Genomic DNA, 23,906 nt, shown 5'->3' with positions numbered 1-23,906 from the left:
GGCTTTTTCATAACTAAACAACACGACAATACTGCAAGGAATTCACTATGTTATCCGTTATCACCCGGCTGTTCCCGCTATGGGCGCTGCTGCTCTCCGTACTCGCGTATTACACCCCTACCACCTTCACGGGTATTGGTCCGTGGGTCACCACGCTGCTGATGCTGATTATGTTCGGCATGGGCGTGCACCTGAAAATCGACGATTTTAAACGCGTGCTGTCGCGCCCGGCGCCGGTGGCTGCAGGGATCTTCCTGCACTACCTGGTGATGCCGCTCGCGGCCTGGCTGCTGGCGATGGCCTTTAAGATGCCGCCCGATCTCTCCGCCGGGATGGTACTGGTGGGCAGCGTCGCCAGCGGTACGGCGTCTAACGTGATGATCTATCTGGCGAAAGGTGACGTGGCGCTCTCCGTGACCATCTCTTCGGTATCCACGCTGGTGGGCGTGATTGCCACACCGCTGTTAACCCGCCTGTACGTGGACGCGCATATTCAGGTGGACGTGATGGGCATGCTGCTCAGCATTCTGCAGATTGTGGTGATCCCGATTGCGCTGGGGCTGGTTATCCACCATCTGTTCCCACGCGTGGTGAAGGCGGTTGAGCCGTACCTGCCCGCGTTTTCGATGGTCTGCATTCTGGCGATCATCAGCGCCGTGGTGGCCGGTTCCGCGTCGCACATTGCCTCCGTAGGCTTTGTGGTGATCGTCGCGGTGGTACTGCACAACACCATCGGCCTGCTGGGCGGATACTGGGGCGGGAAGCTGTTTGGCTTTGACGAGTCCACCTGCCGCACGCTGGCAATCGAGGTAGGCATGCAGAACTCCGGCCTGGCAGCGGCGCTGGGTAAAATTTACTTCTCACCGCTGGCGGCCCTGCCGGGCGCGCTGTTCTCCGTCTGGCACAACCTGTCCGGCTCGCTGCTGGCGGGCTACTGGTCCGGTAAGCCGATTGATGAGCAACCGAAAAAAGATGCGCTGAAGCAGGGTTAATTGACGCGGCTTGCTTTACACTGAAGCCTCCCCATCAGGAGGCTTCAGCAATGGCTACACCACGATTGACCCAGAAAGACATGACGGAAGCCGAGCAGCGCGAACTGAAAACGCTTCTCGACCGCGCCCGCATCGCCCATGGCCGCACGCTGACGAACGCCGAAACCAATCAGGTTAAAAAAGAGTACATCGACAAGCTGATGGCGCAACGTGAGGCTGCGGCGAAAAAAGCCCGCAAGCTGAAAAAAGAGCAGGCTTATAAGCCGGATGCAGAGGCGACCTTTTCCTGGTCCGCCAATACATCAACCCGTGGAAGGCGCTAATCAGCGCCCTTTCTTTTTGCGCCCCGGCTGGGTAAAGCGTTTTCCGTTACCCGGCTTGCCCCGCCCTTTCTCTTCCGCCTGCGGTGCCTTCACCACCGGACGTTTAATCGCCTGCGTTTTCGGCTTCGCTTTAGCTTTCGGCTTCGCTTCGGACGAGGAGTTTTCGATAAGCTTGAACAGCTCGATCAGCTCGTCGTCCGTTAAGTCACGCCACTCGCCCAGCGGGATCCCGGACAGGCTGACGTTCATGATGCGCGTACGTTCCAGCTTCGTCACTTCATAACCAAAATACTCGCACATGCGACGGATCTGGCGGTTCAGGCCCTGCACCAGCGTGATACGGAACGCAAACGGCGCTTCTTTTTTGACCTTGCACTTCTTCGTCACGGTGCCCAGAATCGGCACGCCTGCGCCCATCCCGCGAATGAACTCGTCCGTCACCGGCTTGTTCACCGTAACGATATACTCTTTCTCGTGGTCGTTACCGGCACGCAGAATTTTGTTCACCAGGTCGCCGTGGTTGGTAAGGAAAATCAGCCCCTGAGAGTCTTTATCCAGACGGCCAATCGGGAAAATGCGGCTACTGTGGTTCACGAAATCAACGATGTTGTCCCGCTCTCCGTCTTCCGTTGTGCTGACAATCCCAACCGGTTTGTTCAACGCGATAAACACCAGGTCTTCTGCATCACGCGGTTCGATGACCTGACCATTTACTTTAACCACATCGCCAGGCATCACCTGGTCACCAATCGTGGCGCGTTTGCCGTTGAGGAACACATTACCTTGTTCAATGTAACGGTCCGCCTCGCGACGTGAGCAGATCCCGCTCTCGCTAATGTACTTGTTTAATCGGGTTGATTGAGTTGGCAGCATAGTTTCTCCTGTGAAGGGCGAAATATACCTTAGGTATGGACTGGAAAAAAAGATTAGCCGACGGTAACTGAGACGGGTTTTCCAAGTTTACATAACATCATGATCAGCGTATCAAGGGTGAACTTACTGGTTTTGAGGTTCACGACATCAGACACGCGGGGACGAGAGACGTTTAGCCTGACGGCAGCGTCAGTCTGACGCAGTTTATTCTCCGCAATCCACGAGGAAATTTCCTGCATCAGTTGCCGCTTGATGGCAAGCAACTGCTCAACCTCTTTTTCGGCACTTTCGTGCAACTGTTTAGCTTCACTTTCTTCAAAACCCAGCTCAGCAAAAATGTTCGTTTCTGAAGCTGTCACATGCCGAATTTTTGTATCAACGCGTCTTCCCATTTTCATCCTCTCCGAGCATCAAGCACCGCCTGAAAACGTGCCTTTGCTATGTATTTATCATGGCCTGATGTCCGCTGCGTTTTCTTCTTAAAGCAATGCAGTACGTAAACAGCATCCTCATAACGAGCCAAATAGATGATTCGGTATGCGCCCGTGTCACCGCGTAGCCGTATCTCTGCAACGCCTTTGCCAATCTCTGAGATCGGCTTCCAGTCTGCCGCCTCTAATCCAGCCTGTAATCGATGTAGCTGATACCCTGCTTCCCGCCGGATTTCCTCCGGGAAGCCGAGCAAATCATCGAAGGCACTCCCCATCCATGCAATGGGTCTCATTGCTGGTTTTTCTGACAGCATACCACATCCCTGTATAAAATTTTATACATAAAAGATTACATTGTCTCACGCCACAGGTCTGCTTATGACCTGTGGCGTGACGTTACGTTTTCAGTAGAGTTTGGTCACGCCTCATGGAGAGGATCTGCGAGGCGCTTTCAGAGATTAATACTCATCCCGCTCGTCGTCTTCATCCGGCTGTTCCATCACGCTGTAGGCCACCGCGCAGAACAGCGAGTTAAGACGCTTCATATCCCCCAGCAGCCCCAGGTGCAGGGAGCTGGTCTCGATGCTCTGCACGTTCTGCTGGTGCAGACGCTCAACGTGGGCGTGCGAGTATCGGCGGTTAAGAATGCGGAAGCGATGCTTGTTGCGGCGCAGGCGGCGCGCGCTCGGTACGTCGCTGGAGAAGAACACCGACATCGCCAGCTTCAGGTTGCTCACCAGCTTTTCGTGCAGCGCTTCGAGCTCCTTCAGCCCTTCCACGGAGAACGCCCGACGCGCGGCCAGGGATTTGTCCGCGATTTCGCTGCCCATACGCTCAACGATGTCCGAGGCCTGCTCCAGGTTAAGCGACATCTCAATGATTTCCGCCCAGCGGCGGGACTCCTCTTCCGCCAGCTCGTCCTGCGGGATACGCGCCAGATAGAGCTTGATGGCGGTATACAGCACGTTGATGTCGTCCGCCAGCCTGCGCAGCTCTTTTTCCTCGCGCGGCTCGCCGTGCATCACCTTTTTCAGCCCTTCGAGCATGGTTTCCATCGCGTCGCCCATGCGCAGCGTTTCGCGGGCGGCGTTGGCGATGGCCAGCGCGGGGGTGTCCAGCACGGAGGTATCCAGATGCTTCGGCTTAAGGCGCGCGTCCAGCTCCGGTTCATCACGGATAAGACGCTCGCAGAAGCGGGCCATCGGCGCGGCAAACGGCACCATCGCCAGGCAGCGCACCAGGTTATAGAAGACGTGGAAGTAGATCACCAGCTCTGCTTTCGGCAGCGGGAGGTTGTCCATCAGGTTTGCCAGCGGATGGACAAACGGCAGAATAATCAGGCTGCCCACCAGCTTAAACAGCAAACTCCCCAGCGCCACGCGACGGGCGGCAGCATTGGCCGCGCTGTTGTTGAGCATCGCCAGCAGGCCAGAGCCGAGGTTAGCGCCGATCACCAGACACAGCGCCACCGGGAAGGAGATCGCGCCCGCGGCGGTGAGCGTGGCCGTCAGCAGCACGGCGGCCAGGCTGGAGTAGCTGATGATGGCAAACACTGCCCCGATCAGCGCATCCAGCATGATGTCACCGGTCAGCGAGGCGAAGATGACCTGCACGCCGTTCGCCTGGGTGATAGGCGTCACCGCCTGCACAATCAGTTCCAGCGCCAGCAGAATCAGCCCGAGGCCAATGCCCACGCGGCCAAGCTGCCCGGCCCGGGTCTGCTTGCGGCCAAGAAAGAAGATAACCCCAATGAAAATCAGCAGCGGCGACAGCCAGGAGAGATCGAACGTCAGGATACGCGCCATCAGCGCGGTACCGACGTCAGCACCCAGCACGATCACCAGCGCCGGGGCGAGCGCGACCAGATCCTGCGCCACGAAGGAGGTGACGAGCATGGTGGTGGCATTGCTGCTTTGCACCAGCGCCGTGACGCCAATCCCCGCGCAGAAGGCGAGCGGCTTCTTCTCAACGCTGCCGCTGAGGACGGTACGTAAGCGCGCGCCGAACACGCGCATCACGCCGGTGCGGACAATATGGGTGCCCCATACGAGCAGTGCGACTGCCGAAAGCAGATGTAACAACGTCAGCACGGAAGTGGGTTCTCCTTATCGTTATAGATTTTATGATTAAGTATAAGGGTTTAAACGTAAGAAAGAGACAGGGCACCGTTGAGGTGCCCTGTTTGTTGTAAGGAAAAGTGACGTTAGTCCGCGTCGTAGCCTAAATTCGGCGCCAGCCAGCGCTCTACTTCTGACACGCTCATGCCTTTGCGCAGGGCGTAATCTTCGATCTGATCGCGCTGCAGCTGCGCCACGGCGAAGTACTTGCTGTCCGGATGACTGAAGTACCAGCCCGACACGGACGCGCCCGGCCACATGGCGAACGACTCGGTGAGCTTCATGCCGGTATGCGCTTCCACGTCCAGAAGTTTCCAGATAGTGCCTTTTTCGGTGTGTTCCGGACAGGCCGGATAGCCCGGCGCCGGACGAATCCCCTGGTAGTTTTCGCGGATCAGCTCCTCGTTGCTGAGGTTCTCATTCGCCGCGTAACCCCAGTACACCTTACGTACGCGTTCGTGTAGGTATTCAGCAAAGGCTTCCGCCAGGCGGTCGGCAATCGCTTTCACCATGATCTTATTGTAATCATCGTGTTGCGCTTCAAACGCGTCCGCCAGGGCGTCTTCTTCCAGACCGCCGGTTACCGCAAAGGCGCCGATATAGTCAGCTTTCCCGCTCAGCTTCGGCGCAACGAAATCCGCCAGGCAGTAATTGGCAAAGCCCACTTTTTCGGTTTGCTGCCGCAGGTGATGGCTCACGGCCAGCACGTGGGTGCGGGTTTCATCGCGGTAGATTTCCACGTCGTCACCCACGCGGTTCGCCGGGAACAGCCCCACCACGCCGCGCGGGTTGAGGGCTTTCTCTGCGCTCAGCGTGTCCAGCATATCGTTGGCGTCTTTAAACAGACGCTTCGCCTCTTCGCCTACGACTTCATCTTCGAGGATGCGCGGATATTTGCCCGCCAGCGACCAGGTCATAAAGAACGGCGTCCAGTCAATGTAGTTGCGCAGCGTCTCGATGCTGGCCGTCACGTCCTGCACGCCCAGACGATGCGCGACCGGCGGTGTATAGCTTGCCCAGTCAAAGGCCAGGTCGTTATCGCGTGCTGCAGCGAGCGTCACCGGCGGCGTGCGCGGTTTTTTGCGCCCGTGCTGCACGCGAACGGTTTCGTACTCCTGGCGAGTGCGCGCCACAAAATCGTCGCGCTGAGTCTCGGAGAGTAGTGCGGAAACCACGCCCACCGTGCGCGAGGCGTTCTGCACGTAAACCGTCGGTCCGCTGTAGTTCTGCTCGATCTTCACTGCCGTGTGCGCTTTCGAGGTGGTCGCCCCGCCAATCAGCAGCGGAATGGTGAAGCCCTGACGCTCCATCTCTTTTGCCACGTTGACCATTTCGTCGAGCGACGGCGTAATCAGGCCGGAGAGGCCAATCAGATCGGCGTTCACTTCGCGCGCGGTCTTGAGGATTTTATCCGCCGGAACCATCACGCCAAGGTCGATAATTTCGTAGTTATTGCACTGCAACACCACGCCAACAATGTTTTTGCCGATGTCGTGTACGTCGCCCTTCACGGTGGCGATAACCATTTTACCGTTGCTGGAGCCCTTCTCTTTGCTGGCTTCGATGAAGGGTTCAAGATAAGCCACTGCCTGCTTCATGACGCGAGCGGATTTCACCACCTGCGGCAGGAACATCTTGCCCTCGCCGAACAGATCGCCGACCACGTTCATGCCGTCCATCAGCGGCCCTTCGATCACCTCAATCGGGCGGGCTGCCTGCTGACGCGCTTCCTCGGTGTCCTGCTCGATGAACTCGGTAATCCCTTTCACCAGCGAGTATTCCAGACGCTTTTTCACGTCCCAGGAACGCCACTCGGCCTGCTGAACATTGGCCGATTCATCCGATTTACTGCCGCGGTATTTTTCCGCCAGGTCGAGCATGCGCTCGGTGGCGTCGTCGCGACGGTTGAGGATCACGTCCTCTACGGCATCGCGCAGTTCGGCAGGCAGATCGTCGTAAATCGCCAGCTGTCCAGCGTTGACGATGCCCATGTCCATCCCATTGCGGATGGCGTAGTAGAGGAACACGGCGTGGATCGCCTCACGCACCGGGTCGTTGCCGCGGAACGAGAACGAGACGTTCGACACGCCGCCGGAGATCAGCGCATGCGGCAGCTCGCGCTTAATGTCCTCGCACGCGCCGATAAAGTCCTGGGCGTAGTTATTGTGCTCTTCGATGCCGGTCGCCACGGCGAAGATGTTCGGGTCAAAGATGATGTCTTCCGGTGGGAAGCCGACCTCTTCGGTTAAAATTTTGTACGCGCGGCGGCAAATCTCAATTTTACGCGCGCGGGTATCGGCCTGGCCCACTTCGTCAAAGGCCATGACCACCACGGCGGCACCGTAGCGGCGGACCTGCTTCGCGTGGTGGATGAAGACATCCACGCCCTCTTTCATGGAGATGGAGTTGACGATGCCTTTACCCTGAATGCACTTCAGCCCCTTCTCGATCACGTCCCATTTGGAGGAGTCGATCATGATCGGCACGCGGGCGATGTCCGGCTCACCGGCAATCAGGTTGAGGAAACGCACCATTGCCGCTTCGGCGTCGAGCATCCCCTCATCCATGTTGATATCGATAATCTGCGCGCCGCTTTCCACCTGCTGGCGGGCAACGTCCAGCGCTTCGCTGTACTTCTCTTCTTTGATCAGGCGCTTGAATTTAGCGGAACCAGTAACGTTGGTACGTTCACCCACGTTCACAAACAGGCTGTCGTCGCCGATGGTCAACGGCTCCAGGCCGGAAAGGCGACAGGCAACCGGCAGCTCTGGCAGCTTGCGCGGCGGCAGCCCGTCCACGGCGCGGCTCATGGCGGCGATGTGCTCCGGCGTGGTGCCGCAGCAGCCGCCGACGATGTTCAGGAAGCCTGACTCGGCCCACTCGCGGATTTGCGCCGCCATGGTGTCAGCATCCAGATCGTACTCGCCAAACGCGTTCGGCAGACCGGCGTTCGGATGCGCGGTAACGTAGCATTCGGCGATGCGCGAAAGCTCCTGCACGTACTGGCGCAGTTCGTCTGGTCCCAGCGCGCAGTTCAGGCCGAAGGAGAGCGCGTCGGCGTGGCGCAGGGAGTTATAAAACGCTTCGGTTGTCTGGCCGGACAGGGTGCGGCCGGAGGCGTCGGTGATGGTGCCAGAGATCATGATCGGCAGGTCAACGCCCAGCGCCTCAAACTCCTCTTTCACCGCGTATATCGCGGCTTTGGCGTTGAGGGTATCGAACACCGTTTCAATCAGGATCAGGTCGGAGCCACCTTCCACCAGCGCTTTGGTCGATTCACGATACGCCGTAACCAGCTGGTCAAAGGTGATATTACGAAACGCCGGGTCGTTGACGTCCGGTGAAATCGACGCGGTGCGGTTGGTCGGGCCAAGCACCCCGGCAACGTAGCGCGGCTTGTCCGGCGTGCGGGCCGTCCACTCGTCGGCACAGGCGCGGGCGAGCCTGGCCGCCTCATAGTTGATCTCCGCCGACAGGGATTCCATCTGGTAATCCGCCATGGCGATGGTTGTCGAGTTGAAGGTGTTAGTTTCAACGATATCCGCACCCGCTTCAAAGTAGGCATTGTGGATATCCTTAATCACGGACGGCTTGCTGAGCACCAGCAGGTCGTTGTTTCCTTTCAGGTCGCAGGGCCAGTCGGCGAAGCGCTCGCCGCGGAAATCGTCTTCGCTCAGACGATAGCTCTGGATCATGGTGCCCATGCCGCCGTCCAGCACCAGAATTCGTTCATTTAACTGCGCACGCAGTTGCTCTACTTTGCTGCTCACACTTGCTCCCGACAACGCTCAACAAGGCCAAAAGGCTGCGTTCCATACTGGCACAATCTCGCAGGGTGGAAAAGTCACGCCGCGGTAACATGAGACATGTTCACCATCACTCCTCCGATCAGTCAGGAAAGCGGTTGCAAATTCACCAAATAAAACGAAAATGATTTCCACGATACAGAAAAAGGAGATCGTCATGGTCGCGACCGTTCCCGCCAAACGCGGCAGAAAACCTGCCGCCACCGCCGCTGCACAACCCGGCGGACAGGTTCAATCCCTGACGCGCGGTCTGAAGCTGCTGGAGTGGATAGCCGAGTCGCACGGCAGCGTGGCCCTGACGGAGCTGGCCCAGCAGGCTGGTCTGCCGAACTCCACCACGCACCGCCTGCTGACCACCATGCAGCAGTTGGGTTTTGTCCGCCAGGTCGGCGAGCTGGGGCACTGGGCGGTGGGCGCGCATGCGTTTATCGTGGGCAGCAGCTTCCTTCAGAGCCGTAACCTGCTGGCGATTGTGCACCCGATCCTGCGCAAGCTGATGGAGGAGTCCGGCGAGACGGTGAACCTTGCGGTGCTCGACCAGAGTGACCACCAGGCGATTATCATCGACCAGGTGCAGTGCACGCAGTTGATGCGCATGTCCGCGCCGATTGGCGGCAAGCTGCCGATGCACGCCTCCGGGGCGGGGAAAGCGTTTCTCTCGCAGCTGAGCGAAGAGCAGGTGACCGGGCTGCTGCACCGAAAAGGGCTGCACGCCTATACCCACGCCACGCTGGTGTCGCCGGTGCATCTGAAAGAAGATCTGGCGTTGACCCGCAAGCGCGGCTATTCGTTTGATGACGAGGAACATGCGCTGGGGCTGCGCTGCCTCGCGTCCTGTATTTTCGACGAACATCGCGAGCCGTTTGCTGCGATCTCCATCTCTGGCCCCATCTCACGTATGACCGACGACCGGGTGACCGAGCTGGGCGCGCTGGTGATTAAGGCCGCGAAAGAGGTGACGCTGGCGTATGGTGGGATTCGTTAAACCGCACACAAAACCGCTGCTTGCGGCGGTAAGCGTACACATCCTCCACGTGCCCATTTTTGATCCGCGTTTGTAGCCCGCGCCAGTAGCTGGCGTGGAACAGATCTTCATGCATTTCTTCAAATAACGGCCCGATGCGTGGGTCCGCACACAGCCAGTGGCGAAACTCCTCGGGAAACACATCGCCCGGCGAAACGCTGTACCACGGCTCGCTGGAGAGCTCATCCTCCGGGTAACGGGGCGGCGGGATATCGCGAAAGTTCACCTCGGTCATGTAGCAAATTTCATCGTAATCGTAGAACACCACCCGCCCGTGCCGGGTGACGCCGAAGTTTTTAAACAGCATATCGCCAGGGAAGATATTGGCGGCGGCGAGCTGGCGGATAGCGTTGCCGTACTCTTCGATGGCATCACGTAATGCCTGGCCCTCTGACTGTTCCAGCCAGATATTGAGCGGCACCATACGGCGCTCAATATAGAGATGGCTAATCGCTATTTTATCGCCCAGATCGGTGATTTTCGTCGGCGCTTCCTGCATTAACAGCGACATAAGCGCCGGATCGATCTGCTGCTTATCCAGCACAAAGTTTTCAAACTCCTGGGTATCGGCCATTCGGCCGACGCGATCGTGCTCTTTTACCAGCTGATAGCAGGCGCGGACGTGGGCGGCGGTCATCTCTTTCTGCGGGGCGAATCTGTCTTTTATCACCTTAAAGACCCGGTCGAAGCCCGGCAGCGTGAAGACCAGCATCACCATGCCGCGGATACCTGGCGCTTCGATAAACTGCTCATCCGCCGCGGTGACATAGCGCAGATACTCCCGATAACTTTCCGTTTTGGCATGCTTCTGACAGCCAATCGCCATATACAGCTCGGCGGTGGTTTTGCCCGGCAGGATCTCACGCAGCCACTCCACCAGGGCGGCAGGCAGCGGGGCGTACACCATGAAATAGGAGCGGGCGAAGCCAAACACGATGCTGGCCTCGGCGCTGGTGGTCAGGCAGGTATCGACAAACAGTTCGCCGTCGTCGGTACGGTGAATGGGCAACAGAAACGGCACAATGGCCGTCGGCGTAACCAGTTTGCCCACCAGCCAGGCGGCCTTATTCCGGTAGAACAGCTCGTTGGCCACCTGCAAATGGCTGCGGCTGAGCACCTCCTCGCCGTAGGTTTCACGAAGATGCGCATGGATATAGCCGATATCCCGGAGCTTGTTCTCCCACGGCAGGCGCAGCGGCAAATCCGTTAAGATGCGATGCAGGAGCTTTTCCCACCCGCGATCGGGAAAGAAATCTTTCGCCAGCGGACGCGGAATGGTACGGAAGCGGCGCTCAGGCTGGGAGCTGAAGATAAATAACCGCTCAGGAGATAATGAGCGGTGGTCAAATAACCGGCAATAGACGGAGTTGAAAAAGCTCTCCGCAATCTCGAAGCGAGGGTAGTCGGGTAACAGATGGGTGTAATGCTCTTTCACGCGCAGTAAAAATGCCGCGTCCGGGCTTTTACCGTCGGTAATACAGCGCAGCTGCTCCACCACCAGACCCACATGGTGGTCATAGAGATGAATACGCTGCTTCATGGCCTGCTGAACCGCATGCCAGTCTGCATGTTCGAAGCGCTGCTGCGCGCCGGAGGTCACTTCCAGAAAACGACCATACTGGGCATCAAAGCCCTGCAGAATGGTTTGGGCAATCAGCAATTCCAGGCCACGCGACATATATTCCCCCTCACCCCGCCCCTCTCCCCGGAGGGGAGAGGGGGAAAAGTTTAGAACTGTGCTTCTTCGGTTGACCCCGTTAAGGCGGTAACGGATGAGGCGCCTCCCTGGATGATGGTCGTCACGTTATCAAAGTAGCCCGTCCCCACTTCCTGCTGGTGAGAAACAAAGGTATAGCCGTCTTTACCAGCGGCAAACTCCGGCTGCTGCACCTTCTCAACGTAGTGCTTCATGCCCTCACCCTGCGCGTAAGCGTGCGCCAGGTCGAACATGTTGAACCACATGCTGTGGATGCCTGCCAGGGTGATGAACTGGTACTTGTAGCCCATATCCGACAGCTGCTGCTGGAAGCTGGCGATGGTTTTGTCATCCAGCTTTTTCTGCCAGTTGAAGGACGGCGAACAGTTGTAGGCCAGCAGTTTGCCCGGGTATTTCGCATGAATCGCATCGGCAAAGCGCTTCGCCAGCGCCAGATCCGGCGTGGACGTTTCACACCAGACCAGGTCGGCGTAAGGGGCATAGGCCAGGCCGCGGCTGATGGCCTGTTCGATACCGGCATGCGTGCGATAGAACCCCTCGCTGGTGCGCTCGCCGGTAATAAATTCGCTATCGTACGGATCGCAGTCAGAGGTAATCAGGTCCGCCGCATCCGCATCGGTACGGGCAATCACCAGCGTCGGCACGCCGAGCACGTCAGCAGCCAGACGCGCGGCAACCAGCTTCTGAATCGCTTCCTGGGTCGGGACGAGAACTTTTCCGCCCATATGCCCGCACTTCTTCACCGACGCCAGCTGATCTTCGAAGTGAACGGCCGCTGCACCGGCCTCAATCATCGATTTCATCAGTTCGAAGGCGTTCAGCACGCCGCCGAAGCCCGCTTCCGCATCCGCCACGATCGGCAGGAAGTAATCAATAAAACGCGGATCGTTGGGCTCAATGCCTGCGGCCCACTGGATCTGATCCGCGCGGCGGAAGGTATTGTTGATCCGATCCACCACCGACGGTACCGAGTTGGCCGGATAAAGAGATTGATCCGGATACATGCTGGAGGCCAGGTTGGCGTCCGCCGCGACCTGCCAGCCGGAAAGGTAAATGGCTTCTATGCCGGCCTTCGCCTGCTGCAATGCCTGACCGCCGGTCAGCGCACCGAGGCTGTTGATATAACCCTTTTTGGAGCCACCGTGCAGCAGCTTCCACATTTTCGCCGCACCGTTCTGTGCCAGCGTGCATTCCGGGTTGACCGAGCCGCGTAATTTCACCACGTCCTCCGCGCTGTAAGGACGGCGGATGCCTTCCCAGCGCGGTTGAGTCCACTCTTTCTTTAATTCTTCGATTTGTTGGGTACGGGTTTTCATGTGCAGATGCTCCATATTGTTATGTGGTGAGTTACGCCAGGAAGCGGTAGCCCGGCAGGGTCAGGAAGTCGATTAAGTCATCTGAGGTGGTGATTTGCTCCATCAGGCGCGCTGCGTCGTCAAAGCGTCCGCTGCTGAAGCGGTGTTCGCCCAGCTCGTCCTGGATGACCCGCATCTCTTCGGCCAGCATCTGACGGAACAGGGCTTTGGTGACCGGCTTGCCGTTGCTGAGCGTTTTTTGATGGTGGATCCACTGCCAGATAGAGGTGCGCGAAATTTCCGCCGTGGCAGCATCTTCCATCAGGCCGTAGATAGGCACGCAGCCGTTGCCGGAGATCCACGCTTCGATGTACTGGACCGCGACGCGAATATTGGCACGCATCCCCTCTTCCGTTCGCTCGCCCGCGCACGGTGCCAGCAGCTGTTCTTCAGCCGTTGGGGCATCTTCTTCGCGCGTGACAAACAGCTGATTTTTGTTATCGCCGAGTACGCGATTGAAGACCTCCATCGCCGTATCGGCCAGGCCCGGATGGGCAATCCACGTGCCGTCGTGACCGTTACGGGCTTCCAGCTCTTTATCGGCTTTCACCTTGTTGAGCACCTGATTATTGCGCTCCGCGTCTTTGCTCGGAATAAAGGCCGCCATGCCGCCCATCGCAAAGGCACCGCGCTTGTGGCAGGTTTTAATCAGCAGACGCGAATAGGCGCTCAGGAAGGGTTTATCCATGGTCACGACCTGGCGGTCCGGCAGTACGCGATCGGGATAGTTTTTCAGGGTTTTGATGTAGCTGAAAATATAGTCCCAGCGTCCGCAGTTCAGGCCGACAATGTGGTCGCGCAGGGCATGCAGAATTTCATTCATCTGGAACACGGCGGGCAGCGTTTCAATCAGCAGCGTGGCCTTGATCGTGCCGCGCGGCAGGTTGAAGCGATCTTCCGCGTAGCTAAATACTTCGCTCCACCAGGCGGCTTCCTGCCAGGCCTGCGTTTTTGGCAGATAGAAATAGGGACCGCTACCTTTTGCCAGCAGGTTTTTGTAGTTATGGAAGAAATAAAGTGCGAAATCAAACAGGCTGCCCGGAATGGCTTCTCCACGCCATGTGACATGTTTTTCAGGGAGGTGCAGACCTCGTACGCGACAGATCAGCACCGCCGGATTCGGTTTGAGCTGGTAGATTTTCCCGGCTTCGTTGGTGTAGCTGATGGTGCCGTTGACGGCATCGCGCAGGTTGATCTGCCCGTCGATAACTTTGTTCCAGTCCGGGGCCAGCGAGTCTTCAAAATCGGCCATAAAGACTTTAACGTTGGCGTTCATGGCGTTGATCACCATTTTGCGCTCTACCGGACCAGTGATCTCAACGCGACGATCCTGTAAATCTTCAGGAATGCCGCGGATTTTCCACTCACCACGACGAATGGAAGCAGTTTCCGAAATAAATCCTGGCAACTTGCCGTTATCGATTTCCTGCTGCTGGTGAATGCGTGCCGCCAGCAGCTTATTGCGCTGCGGCGTAAAGCGGGTCACCAGCTCAGTCAGAAACTCTACCGCTTCGGCCGTCAAAACCTGCTGTTCTTGCTCACCATTCGGCTGGGTAAAGGTCAATTCATCGACCGTGGTTGCCTGTTGAGTCATCGTTCTGCTCCTCATCAAAGATCCAAAATCACGCCCCCAATGCGAACGAAAGATCGTTGTGTAGTTTTCGCTCAGCAGAATTAAGACTATCTATAATTTTTCCAAAATCAAAAACAATTTCCATTTTAATTTTAATTACAACGCAACATGATGATTAATATGGAGTTAAAGTTTCCTGGCATGTTGAACGGGATTTCGGAAATAAAAAAGGCACCCGAAGGTGCCTGATCTGAATAGCTGAAACGCTTTAGGATCGTTTAATGCAGACGATTACTCCAGCGTCGGATTCATGTGGCGAAGATCGTACGGCGTAATCTGGTAGACGTAATAGTTGAGCCAGTTAGTGAACAGCAGATTTCCGTGGCTGCGCCAGGTGGCCCTTGGTTTGTTTTGCGGATCGTTTTTCGGGAAATAGTTGTACGGGATATCCGGATTAAGACCCGCTTCGACATCACGGAAATACTCTGATGCGAGAGTATCGGGATCATACTCAGGATGGCCGGTAACGAACGCGATACGTTTGTCTTTACTGGCAAACAGGTAGGCATCCCCGTCTTCCGTTTCGGCCAGGATCTCCAGATCGGTGTAATCACGAATCAGCTGGGCCGGAAAATCGGCGTAGCGGGAATGCGGGGCCAGGAAGGTGTCATCAAAACCACGCGTCAGCAGCGCGTGTGGATGAAGAATGTGGTGTTCGTATACGCCGGAGAGCTTTTGAGTGCGGGTTTGCTTGGGAATACCGTAGAGAATGTTGAGTGCGGCCTGTACCGCCCAGCAGACAAACAGCGTTGACGTGACGTGATCTTTTGCCCATTCCAGCACCTGTTTGATCTGCGGCCAGTAAGCAACATCGTTAAATTCAACCAGACCGAGCGGCGCGCCTGTCACAATCAGTCCGTCGAAGTTTTCCCCCCGAATATCTTCGAAGTTACAGTAGAAGTTATTCAGATGCTCAGAGGGCGTGTTACGTGACTCGCGGGCATCAATACGCAGCAGTTGAATATCGACCTGCAGCGGGGAGTTCGACAGCAGACGCAGAAACTGATTCTCCGTCTCAATCTTTTTCGGCATCAGGTTGAGGATGAGAACCTTCAGCGGGCGAATTTCCTGACCTGTCGCGCGTGAAGCCGTCATCACGAAGACGTTCTCTTCACGTAAGAAATTGACGGCTGGTAGCTCGTCCTGCACCCGAATCGGCATAACCTTACTTCCTCACAATATACGTATAAACGTTTAGACATCCAGACAGCTAACGATACCCAGAAATGGTATGAATGTCGAGCCTGCAAGTCGAAGGTGAGAAAGTTTCAGGGAGAGGGAGAAAAACAAAAGCAAAAAACCCCGCACCTTACGGTACGGGGTTCTTCTTGATTGATGCCTGGCAGTTCCCTACTCTCACATGGGGAGACCCCACACTACCATCGGCGCTACGGCGTTTCACTTCTGAGTTCGGCATGGGGTCAGGTGGGACCACCGCGCTAAAGCCGCCAGGCAAATTCTGTTAATCTGTATCAGGCTGAAAATCTGTCTCTCACCGCCAAAACATCTTCGGCGTTGTAAGGTTAAGCCTCACGGTTCATTAGTACCGGTTAGCTCAACGCATCGCTGCGCTTACACACCCGGCCTATCAACGTCGTCGTCTTCAACGTTCCTTCAGGAGACTTATAGTCTCAGGGAGAACTCATCTCGGGGCAAGTTTCGTGCTTAGATGCTTTCAGCACTTATCTCTTCCGCATTTAGCTACCGGGCAGTGCCATTGGCATGACAACCCGAACACCAGTGATGCGTCCACTCCGGTCCTCTCGTACTAGGAGCAGCCCCCCTCAATTCTCCAGCGCCCACGGCAGATAGGGACCGAACTGTCTCACGACGTTCTAAACCCAGCTCGCGTACCACTTTAAATGGCGAACAGCCATACCCTTGGGACCTACTTCAGCCCCAGGATGTGATGAGCCGACATCGAGGTGCCAAACACCGCCGTCGATATGAACTCTTGGGCGGTATCAGCCTGTTATCCCCGGAGTACCTTTTATCCGTTGAGCGATGGCCCTTCCATTCAGAACCACCGGATCACTATGACCTGCTTTCGCACCTGCTCGAGCCGTCACTCTCGCAGTCAAGCTAGCTTATGCCATTGCACTAACCTCCTGATGTCCGACCAGGATTAGCTAACCTTCGTGCTCCTCCGTTACTCTTTGGGAGGAGACCGCCCCAGTCAAACTACCCACCAGACACTGTCCGCAACCCGGATCACGGGTCCACGTTAGAACACCAGCCATTAAAGGGTGGTATTTCAAGGACGGCTCCACGCAGACTGGCGTCCACGCTTCAAAGCCTCCCACCTATCCTACACATCAAGGACCAGTGTTCAGTGTCAAGCTATAGTAAAGGTTCACGGGGTCTTTCCGTCTTGCCGCGGGTACACTGCATCTTCACAGCGAGTTCAATTTCACTGAGTCTCGGGTGGAGACAGCCTGGCCATCATTACGCCATTCGTGCAGGTCGGAACTTACCCGACAAGGAATTTCGCTACCTTAGGACCGTTATAGTTACGGCCGCCGTTTACCGGGGCTTCGATCAAGAGCTTCGCGTTGCCGCTAACCCCATCAATTAACCTTCCGGCACCGGGCAGGCGTCACACCGTATACGTCCACTTTCGTGTTTGCACAGTGCTGTGTTTTTAATAAACAGTTGCAGCCAGCTGGTATCTTCGACTGATTTCAGCTCCGCCCGCAGGGGCTTCACCTACATATCAGCGTGCCTTCTCCCGAAGTTACGGCACCATTTTGCCTAGTTCCTTCACCCGAGTTCTCTCAAGCGCCTTGGTATTCTCTACCTGACCACCTGTGTCGGTTTGGGGTACGATTTGATGTTACCTGATGCTTAGAGGCTTTTCCTGGAAGCAGGGCATTTATCACTTCAGCACCGTAGTGCCTCGTCATCACGCCTCAGTGTTAAAGTGAACCGGATTTGCCTGGAACACACACCTACACGCTTAAACCGGGACAACCGTCGCCCGGCTGACATAGCCTTCTCCGTCCCCCCTTCGCAGTAACACCAAGTACAGGAATATTAACCTGTTTCCCATCGACTACGCCTTTCGGCCTCGCCTTAGGGGTCGACTCACCCTGCCCCGATTAACGTTGGACAGGAACCCTTGGTCTTCCGGCGAGCGGGCTTTTCACCCGCTTTATCGTTACTTATGTCAGCATTCGCACTTCTGATACCTCCAGCATGCCTCACAGCACACCTTCGACGGCTTACAGAACGCTCCCCTACCCAACAACGCATAAGCGTCGCTGCCGCAGCTTCGGTGCATGGTTTAGCCCCGTTACATCTTCCGCGCAGGCCGACTCGACCAGTGAGCTATTACGCTTTCTTTAAATGATGGCTGCTTCTAAGCCAACATCCTGGCTGTCTGTGCCTTCCCACATCGTTTCCCACTTAACCATGACTTTGGGACCTTAGCTGGCGGTCTGGGTTGTTTCCCTCTTCACGACGGACGTTAGCACCCGCCGTGTGTCTCCCGTGATAACATTCTTCGGTATTCGTAGTTTGCATCGGGTTGGTAAGCCGGGATGGCCCCCTAGCCGAAACAGTGCTCTACCCCCGAAGATGAGTTCACGAGGCGCTACCTAAATAGCTTTCGGGGAGAACCAGCTATCTCCCGGTTTGATTGGCCTTTCACCCCCAGCCACAGGTCATCCGCTAATTTTTCAACATTAGTCGGTTCGGTCCTCCAGTTAGTGTTACCCAACCTTCAACCTGCCCATGGCTAGATCACCGGGTTTCGGGTCTATACCCTGCAACTTAACGCCCAGTTAAGACTCGGTTTCCCTGCGGCTCCCCTATACGGTTAACCTTGCTACAGAATATAAGTCGCTGACCCATTATACAAAAGGTACGCAGTCACACCCGAAGGTGCTCCCACTGCTTGTACGTACACGGTTTCAGGTTCTTTTTCACTCCCCTCGCCGGGGTTCTTTTCGCCTTTCCCTCACGGTACTGGTTCACTATCGGTCAGTCAGGAGTATTTAGCCTTGGAGGATGGTCCCCCCATATTCAGACAGGATACCACGTGTCCCGCCCTACTCTTCGAGTTCACAACCTGTGCATTTTCGTGTACGGGACTGTCACCCTGTACCGTGCGACTTTCCAGACGCTTCCACTAACACACAAGCTGATTCAGACTCCGGGCTGCTCCCCGTTCGCTCGCCGCTACTGGGGGAATCTCGGTTGATTTCTTTTCCTCGGGGTACTTAGATGTTTCAGTTCCCCCGGTTCGCCTCGTTAACCTATGTATTCAGTTAACGATAGTGTGACGGATCACACTGGGTTTCCCCATTCGGACATCGACGGGTCAAAGGTTCATATCACCTCGCCGTCGCTTTTCGCAGATTAGCACGTCCTTCATCGCCTCTGACTGCCAGGGCATCCACCGTGTACGCTTAGTCGCTTAACCTCACAACCCGAAGATGTTTCACTTCTGATTGCGAAAATTTGAGAGACTCGAACACACCATTAAAGATGTGTCGTTTCAATTTTCAGCTTGATCCAGATTTTTAAAGAGCAAAACTTCTTAATGCACTCAAAAGTACATTCAGAAGTTCATCATTCATCAGACAATCTGTGTGAGCACTACAAAGGCAGGTTCTTTAAGGTAAGGAGGTGATCCAACCGCAGGTTCCCCTACGGTTACCTTGTTACGACTTCACCCCAGTCATGAATCACAAAGTGGTAAGCGCCCTCCCGAAGGTTAAGCTACCTACTTCTTTTGCAACCCACTCCCATGGTGTGACGGGCGGTGTGTACAAGGCCCGGGAACGTATTCACCGTGGCATTCTGATCACGATTACTAGCGATTCCGACTTCATGGAGTCGAGTTGCAGACTCCAATCCGGACTACGACGCACTTTATGAGGTCCGCTTGCTCTCGCGAGGTCGCTTCTCTTTGTATGCGCCATTGTAGCACGTGTGTAGCCCTACTCGTAAGGGCCATGATGACTTGACGTCATCCCCACCTTCCTCCAGTTTATCACTGGCAGTCTCCTTTGAGTTCCCGGCCTAACCGCTGGCAACAAAGGATAAGGGTTGCGCTCGTTGCGGGACTTAACCCAACATTTCACAACACGAGCTGACGACAGCCATGCAGCACCTGTCTCAGAGTTCCCGAAGGCACCAAAGCATCTCTGCTAAGTTCTCTGGATGTCAAGAGTAGGTAAGGTTCTTCGCGTTGCATCGAATTAAACCACATGCTCCACCGCTTGTGCGGGCCCCCGTCAATTCATTTGAGTTTTAACCTTGCGGCCGTACTCCCCAGGCGGTCGACTTAACGCGTTAGCTCCGGAAGCCACGCCTCAAGGGCACAACCTCCAAGTCGACATCGTTTACGGCGTGGACTACCAGGGTATCTAATCCTGTTTGCTCCCCACGCTTTCGCACCTGAGCGTCAGTCTTTGTCCAGGGGGCCGCCTTCGCCACCGGTATTCCTCCAGATCTCTACGCATTTCACCGCTACACCTGGAATTCTACCCCCCTCTACAAGACTCTAGCCTGCCAGTTTCGAATGCAGTTCCCAGGTTGAGCCCGGGGATTTCACATCCGACTTGACAGACCGCCTGCGTGCGCTTTACGCCCAGTAATTCCGATTAACGCTTGCACCCTCCGTATTACCGCGGCTGCTGGCACGGAGTTAGCCGGTGCTTCTTCTGCGGGTAACGTCAATCGACAAGGTTATTAACCTTATCGCCTTCCTCCCCGCTGAAAGTACTTTACAACCCGAAGGCCTTCTTCATACACGCGGCATGGCTGCATCAGGCTTGCGCCCATTGTGCAATATTCCCCACTGCTGCCTCCCGTAGGAGTCTGGACCGTGTCTCAGTTCCAGTGTGGCTGGTCATCCTCTCAGACCAGCTAGGGATCGTCGCCTAGGTGAGCCGTTACCCCACCTACTAGCTAATCCCATCTGGGCACATCTGATGGCAAGAGGCCCGAAGGTCCCCCTCTTTGGTCTTGCGACGTTATGCGGTATTAGCTACCGTTTCCAGTAGTTATCCCCCTCCATCAGGCAGTTTCCCAGACATTACTCACCCGTCCGCCACTCGTCACCCGAGAGCAAGCTCTCTGTGCTACCGTTCGACTTGCATGTGTTAGGCCTGCCGCCAGCGTTCAATCTGAGCCATGATCAAACTCTTCAATTTAAGTTTGATGCTCGTGAATTAAACTTCGTAATGAATTACGTATGTTCACTCAGAGACTTGGTATTCATTTTTCGTCTTGCGACGTTAAGAATCCATGTCACTTTGAGTGCCCACACAGATTGTCTGATAAATTGTTAAAGAGCAGTGCAACGCGGCTTTCGCTCACCGTTGCGAGGTGGCGTATATTACGCTTTCCTCTTTCAGAGTCAACCCGTTATTTCAGGATTTTTTCTCTTCAACCGACCGGGTTAACTGTGAAGTGATTCACATCCGCCGTGTCGATGGAGGCGCATTATAGGGAGTTCTCCGCGGGCCGCAACCGCTAAATGACAGAAAAATGACTGACTGCTGCATTCCCCAGCAAAACCCCGCCTTATACCCTTTTACACACAGAGTTATCCACAGCGCTTCGAAAAAGTGAAAATATGCGAGCGTTGCGCAAACGTTTTCGTTAAAATGCTCGCGCTTAACAAGGAGGCCTCGTCAGGTGTGTTAGATGAGTTTTTCGCTGGAAAATTCATCTAACGCTCTCTGTAATCGTGAAATCCAGGGGATTTACCATGCAACAACGTCGTCCAGTCCGCCGCGCTCTGCTCAGTGTTTCTGATAAAGCCGGTATCGTCGAATTCGCTCAGGCACTTTCCGCACGTGGTGTAGAGCTGCTTTCTACAGGCGGTACCGCTCGCCTGTTAGCAGATAAAGGTCTGCCGGTAACCGAAGTGTCCGACTACACCGGTTTCCCGGAAATGATGGATGGACGCGTCAAAACCCTGCATCCGAAAGTGCACGGCGGCATTCTGGGCCGTCGCGGTCAGGACGACGGCATTATGGAACAGCATGATATCGCGCCTATCGATATGGTCGTCGTTAACCTCTACCCGTTTGCCCAGACCGTCGCCCGCGAAGGCTGCTCTCTGGAAGATGCGGTTGAGAATATTGATATCGGCGGCCCAACCATGGTGCGCTCCGCGGCGAAGAACCATAAAGATGTGGCCATCGTGGTGAAGAGCAGCGACTACAGCGCCATTATTAATGAGATGGATGCTAACGACGGCTCCCTCACTCTCGAAACCCGCTTCGACCTTGCGATTAAGGCGTTCGAACACACCGCCGCGTACGACAGCATGATTGCCAACTACTTCGGTAGCCTGGTTCCTGCCTACCATGGTGAAAGCAAAGATCCTTCTGGCCGCTTCCCGCGCACCCTGAACCTGAACTTCATTAAGAAGCAGGATATGCGTTACGGTGAGAACAGCCACCAGCAGGCTGCCTTCTATATAGAAGAAGAGGTAAAGGAAGCCTCCGTTGCGACCGCCCAGCAGGTTCAGGGCAAAGCCCTTTCCTATAACAACATTGCCGACACCGACGCCGCGCTGGAATGCGTGAAAGAGTTCAGCGAGCCGGCCTGCGTTATCGTCAAGCACGCCAACCCGTGCGGCGTTGCGGTAAGCTCCTCTATTCTGGATGCCTACGATCGCGCCTACAAAACCGACCCGACCTCCGCATTCGGCGGCATTATTGCCTTCAACCGCGAGCTGGATGCTGAGACCGCGCAGGCCATTATCTCCCGCCAGTTTGTCGAAGTGATCATCGCGCCGTCCGCGTCCGAAGAAGCGCTGAAAATCACCTCGGCGAAACAGAACGTGCGCGTACTGGTTTGCGGCCAGTGGGCGGAGCGCGTGCCGGGCCTGGACTTCAAGCGCGTGAACGGCGGTCTGCTGGTTCAGGATCGCGATTTGGGTATGGTGACAGAAGCCGACCTGCGCGTGGTGACCAAACGTCAGCCGACCGAACAGGAGCTGCGCGACGCGCTGTTCTGCTGGAAAGTGGCGAAGTTCGTGAAGTCTAACGCCATTGTCTACGCCAAAGAGAACATGACCATCGGGATAGGCGCAGGCCAGATGAGCCGCGTTTACTCTGCGAAAATTGCCGGTATCAAAGCAGGCGACGAAGGCCTGGAAGTGAAAGGCTCCGCCATGGCCTCTGACGCCTTCTTCCCGTTCCGTGACGGTATCGATGCTGCGGCTGCGGTGGGCATCACCTGTGTGATCCAGCCTGGCGGCTCTATCCGCGACGACGAGGTGATTGCCGCTGCCGACGAACACGGCATCGCAATGATCTTCACCGACATGCGCCACTTCCGCCATTAATTCCCGGAGCAGAAAATGAAAGTATTAGTGATTGGTAACGGCGGGCGCGAGCACGCTCTGGCGTGGAAAGCGGCGCAGTCTCCGCAGGTTAAAACCGTCTTCGTGGCACCGGGTAACGCCGGTACCGCACTGGAACCCGCGCTGCAGAACGTGGCTATCGGCGTGACCGATATCCCGGCGCTGCTGAGCTTTGCCCAGACCGAGAACATCGATCTGACCATCGTCGGCCCGGAAGCGCCGCTGGTAATTGGCGTGGTTGACGCCTTCCGCGCTGCGGGCCTGAAAATCTTCGGCCCAACGGAAGGTGCCGCACAGCTGGAAGGCTCCAAAGCCTTCACCAAAGATTTCCTCGCGCGTCATAACATTCCGACGGCGGAGTATCAGAACTTCACCGACGTCGAGCCCGCGCTGGCTTACCTGCGTGAAAAAGGCGCGCCGATTGTCATCAAAGCCGACGGTCTGGCCGCCGGGAAAGGCGTTATCGTGGCGATGACGCTCGAAGAAGCCGAAGCGGCCGTTCAGGATATGCTGGCAGGAAACGCCTTTGGCGACGCGGGCCACCGCATCGTGATCGAAGAGTTCCTCGACGGCGAAGAGGCGAGCTTTATCGTGATGGTCGACGGCGAGCACGTTCTGCCGATGGCCACCAGCCAGGATCACAAGCGCGTTGGCAATGGCGATACCGGCCCCAACACCGGCGGGATGGGCGCTTACTCCCCTGCTCCCGTTGTTACCGATGAGGTGCATCAGCGCACCATGGACCGCATCATCTGGCCTACCGTGAAGGGCATGGCGGCGGAAGGCAATACCTACACCGGTTTCCTCTACGCGGGCCTGATGATTGACAAGCAGGGTAACCCGAAGGTGATTGAATTCAACTGCCGCTTCGGCGATCCGGAAACCCAGCCCATCATGCTGCGCATGAAATCCGACCTGGTGGATCTGTGTCTGGCGGCCTGCGAAGGCAAGCTGGACGAGAAAACCTCAGAGTGGGACGAACGTGCGTCTCTGGGCGTGGTGATTGCTGCGGGTGGCTATCCGGGGAACTACAGCACCGGAGATGAGATCCACGGCCTGCCGCTGGAAGAGATTGACGGCGCGAAGGTGTTCCACGCCGGTACGAAGCTGGCTGACGATGACCGCGTGCTCACCAACGGCGGCCGCGTACTGTGTGCGACCGCACTGGGTCAGACCGTAGCAGAAGCGCAGAAACGCGCCTATGCGCTGATGGCGGATATTCACTGGAACGGCAGCTTCAGCCGTCAGGATATCGGTTATCGTGCTATTGCGCGGGAGCAGGGGGAGTAATTTCCCCTCACCCTAA

At 56.3% G+C, this 23,906-nt stretch carries 14 protein-coding genes and 3 rRNA genes; 5 read left to right on the top strand and 12 right to left on the bottom strand.

The window, feature by feature from the left end; genetic code table 11:
• The first annotated feature begins 47 nt into the window (after positions 1-47).
• Positions 48-992 carry a ketopantoate/pantoate/pantothenate transporter PanS gene (panS, locus tag DG357_RS01290; RefSeq protein WP_063943940.1) on the top strand — a complete coding sequence of 315 codons (945 nt, stop codon included), beginning with the start codon at positions 48-50 and terminating at the stop codon, positions 990-992.
• A 50-nt stretch (positions 993-1,042) separates the two neighbouring features.
• Positions 1,043-1,315, top strand: coding sequence for a DUF3811 domain-containing protein (locus DG357_RS01285; protein ID WP_003860346.1), 273 nt, complete (start codon positions 1,043-1,045; stop codon positions 1,313-1,315).
• Here DG357_RS01285 and rluF read toward each other — a convergent pair whose 3' ends face one another.
• The 5 genes from rluF to metH form a co-directional block, all read right to left on the bottom strand.
• Positions 1,316-2,188 carry a 23S rRNA pseudouridine(2604) synthase RluF gene (gene rluF, locus DG357_RS01280; RefSeq protein WP_048959326.1) on the bottom strand — a complete coding sequence of 291 codons (873 nt, stop codon included), beginning with the start codon at positions 2,186-2,188 and terminating at the stop codon, positions 1,316-1,318.
• A 53-nt stretch (positions 2,189-2,241) separates the two neighbouring features.
• Complete coding sequence (locus tag DG357_RS01275; protein WP_047366884.1) at positions 2,242-2,580, bottom strand: helix-turn-helix domain-containing protein; 339 nt, start codon at positions 2,578-2,580, stop codon at positions 2,242-2,244.
• Between the two features lie 2 nt (positions 2,581-2,582).
• Positions 2,583-2,933, bottom strand: a complete 351-nt coding sequence (locus tag DG357_RS01270; RefSeq protein ID WP_048959325.1) for a type II toxin-antitoxin system RelE/ParE family toxin — start codon at positions 2,931-2,933, stop codon at positions 2,583-2,585.
• Between the two features lie 144 nt (positions 2,934-3,077).
• On the bottom strand, positions 3,078-4,709 hold the full coding sequence (locus DG357_RS01265) for a Na/Pi cotransporter family protein (RefSeq protein ID WP_041911578.1): 1,632 nt from the start codon (positions 4,707-4,709) through the stop codon (positions 3,078-3,080).
• 113 nt (positions 4,710-4,822) lie between these two features.
• Positions 4,823-8,506: a methionine synthase gene (metH, locus tag DG357_RS01260; protein WP_108780310.1), complete on the bottom strand. Its 3,684-nt coding sequence runs from the start codon at positions 8,504-8,506 to the stop codon at positions 4,823-4,825.
• A gap of 193 nt (positions 8,507-8,699) precedes the next feature.
• Here metH and iclR point away from each other — a divergent pair, with 193 nt between their 5' ends.
• Positions 8,700-9,527, top strand: a complete 828-nt coding sequence (gene iclR, locus DG357_RS01255; RefSeq protein ID WP_072201792.1) for a glyoxylate bypass operon transcriptional repressor IclR — start codon at positions 8,700-8,702, stop codon at positions 9,525-9,527.
• On the opposite strand, the gene aceK is transcribed toward iclR, so the two are convergent.
• From aceK to DG357_RS01220, 7 genes are all read right to left on the bottom strand, one after another.
• Positions 9,481-11,244 carry a bifunctional isocitrate dehydrogenase kinase/phosphatase gene (gene aceK / locus DG357_RS01250; RefSeq protein WP_041911581.1) on the bottom strand — a complete coding sequence of 588 codons (1,764 nt, stop codon included), beginning with the start codon at positions 11,242-11,244 and terminating at the stop codon, positions 9,481-9,483. The genes iclR and aceK overlap by 47 nt on opposite strands.
• A 50-nt stretch (positions 11,245-11,294) precedes the next feature.
• Positions 11,295-12,599, bottom strand: a complete 1,305-nt coding sequence (aceA, locus tag DG357_RS01245; RefSeq protein WP_028015114.1) for an isocitrate lyase — start codon at positions 12,597-12,599, stop codon at positions 11,295-11,297.
• 31 nt (positions 12,600-12,630) lie between these two features.
• Entirely contained in the window at positions 12,631-14,232 is a 1,602-nt protein-coding gene (aceB, locus tag DG357_RS01240) for a malate synthase A (RefSeq protein WP_047362605.1), read from the bottom strand.
• Between the two features lie 270 nt (positions 14,233-14,502).
• Complete coding sequence (gene metA / locus DG357_RS01235) at positions 14,503-15,432, bottom strand: homoserine O-acetyltransferase MetA (protein WP_045631510.1); 930 nt, start codon at positions 15,430-15,432, stop codon at positions 14,503-14,505.
• Positions 15,433-15,608: 176 nt separating this feature from the next.
• Positions 15,609-15,724: ribosomal RNA gene (gene rrf / locus DG357_RS01230) — 5S ribosomal RNA — on the bottom strand.
• A 66-nt stretch (positions 15,725-15,790) separates the two neighbouring features.
• Positions 15,791-18,694, bottom strand: a 23S ribosomal RNA gene (locus tag DG357_RS01225).
• 199 nt (positions 18,695-18,893) lie between these two features.
• Positions 18,894-20,432, bottom strand: a 16S ribosomal RNA gene (locus tag DG357_RS01220).
• The 16S, 23S and 5S rRNA genes sit together here, the layout of an rRNA operon.
• A gap of 560 nt (positions 20,433-20,992) precedes the next feature.
• Between DG357_RS01220 and purH the strand changes: the two genes are divergently transcribed.
• Together purH and purD are read left to right on the top strand one after the other, a co-directional pair.
• Entirely contained in the window at positions 20,993-22,582 is a 1,590-nt protein-coding gene (purH, locus tag DG357_RS01210; protein ID WP_088204568.1) for a bifunctional phosphoribosylaminoimidazolecarboxamide formyltransferase/IMP cyclohydrolase, read from the top strand.
• A 15-nt stretch (positions 22,583-22,597) separates the two neighbouring features.
• Positions 22,598-23,890 carry a phosphoribosylamine--glycine ligase gene (gene purD, locus DG357_RS01205; protein WP_045261355.1) on the top strand — a complete coding sequence of 431 codons (1,293 nt, stop codon included), beginning with the start codon at positions 22,598-22,600 and terminating at the stop codon, positions 23,888-23,890.
• Positions 23,891-23,906: the final 16 nt, after the last annotated feature.

This window comes from Enterobacter bugandensis (genome assembly GCF_900324475.1).
Taxonomy (GTDB): domain Bacteria; phylum Pseudomonadota; class Gammaproteobacteria; order Enterobacterales; family Enterobacteriaceae; genus Enterobacter; species Enterobacter bugandensis.
The sequence above is the reverse complement of the archived record's forward strand: the minus strand, read 5'-3'. Positions and strand labels throughout refer to the sequence as shown.

Excerpts from the sequence above, each read along its gene's own strand:
- panS (WP_063943940.1), top strand. The coding sequence starts at position 48 with ATGTTATCCGTTATCACCCGGCTGTTCCCGCTATGGGCGCTGCTGCTC.
- DG357_RS01285 (WP_003860346.1), top strand. The coding sequence starts at position 1,043 with ATGGCTACACCACGATTGACCCAGAAAGACATGACGGAAGCCGAGCAG.
- rluF (WP_048959326.1), bottom strand. The coding sequence starts at position 2,188 with ATGCTGCCAACTCAATCAACCCGATTAAACAAGTACATTAGCGAGAGC.
- DG357_RS01275 (WP_047366884.1), bottom strand. The coding sequence starts at position 2,580 with ATGGGAAGACGCGTTGATACAAAAATTCGGCATGTGACAGCTTCAGAA.
- DG357_RS01270 (WP_048959325.1), bottom strand. The coding sequence starts at position 2,933 with ATGCTGTCAGAAAAACCAGCAATGAGACCCATTGCATGGATGGGGAGT.
- iclR (WP_072201792.1), top strand. The coding sequence starts at position 8,700 with ATGGTCGCGACCGTTCCCGCCAAACGCGGCAGAAAACCTGCCGCCACC.
- aceK (WP_041911581.1), bottom strand. The coding sequence starts at position 11,244 with ATGTCGCGTGGCCTGGAATTGCTGATTGCCCAAACCATTCTGCAGGGC.
- aceA (WP_028015114.1), bottom strand. The coding sequence starts at position 12,599 with ATGAAAACCCGTACCCAACAAATCGAAGAATTAAAGAAAGAGTGGACT.
- aceB (WP_047362605.1), bottom strand. The coding sequence starts at position 14,232 with ATGACTCAACAGGCAACCACGGTCGATGAATTGACCTTTACCCAGCCG.
- metA (WP_045631510.1), bottom strand. The coding sequence starts at position 15,432 with ATGCCGATTCGGGTGCAGGACGAGCTACCAGCCGTCAATTTCTTACGT.
- purH (WP_088204568.1), top strand. The coding sequence starts at position 20,993 with ATGCAACAACGTCGTCCAGTCCGCCGCGCTCTGCTCAGTGTTTCTGAT.
- purD (WP_045261355.1), top strand. The coding sequence starts at position 22,598 with ATGAAAGTATTAGTGATTGGTAACGGCGGGCGCGAGCACGCTCTGGCG.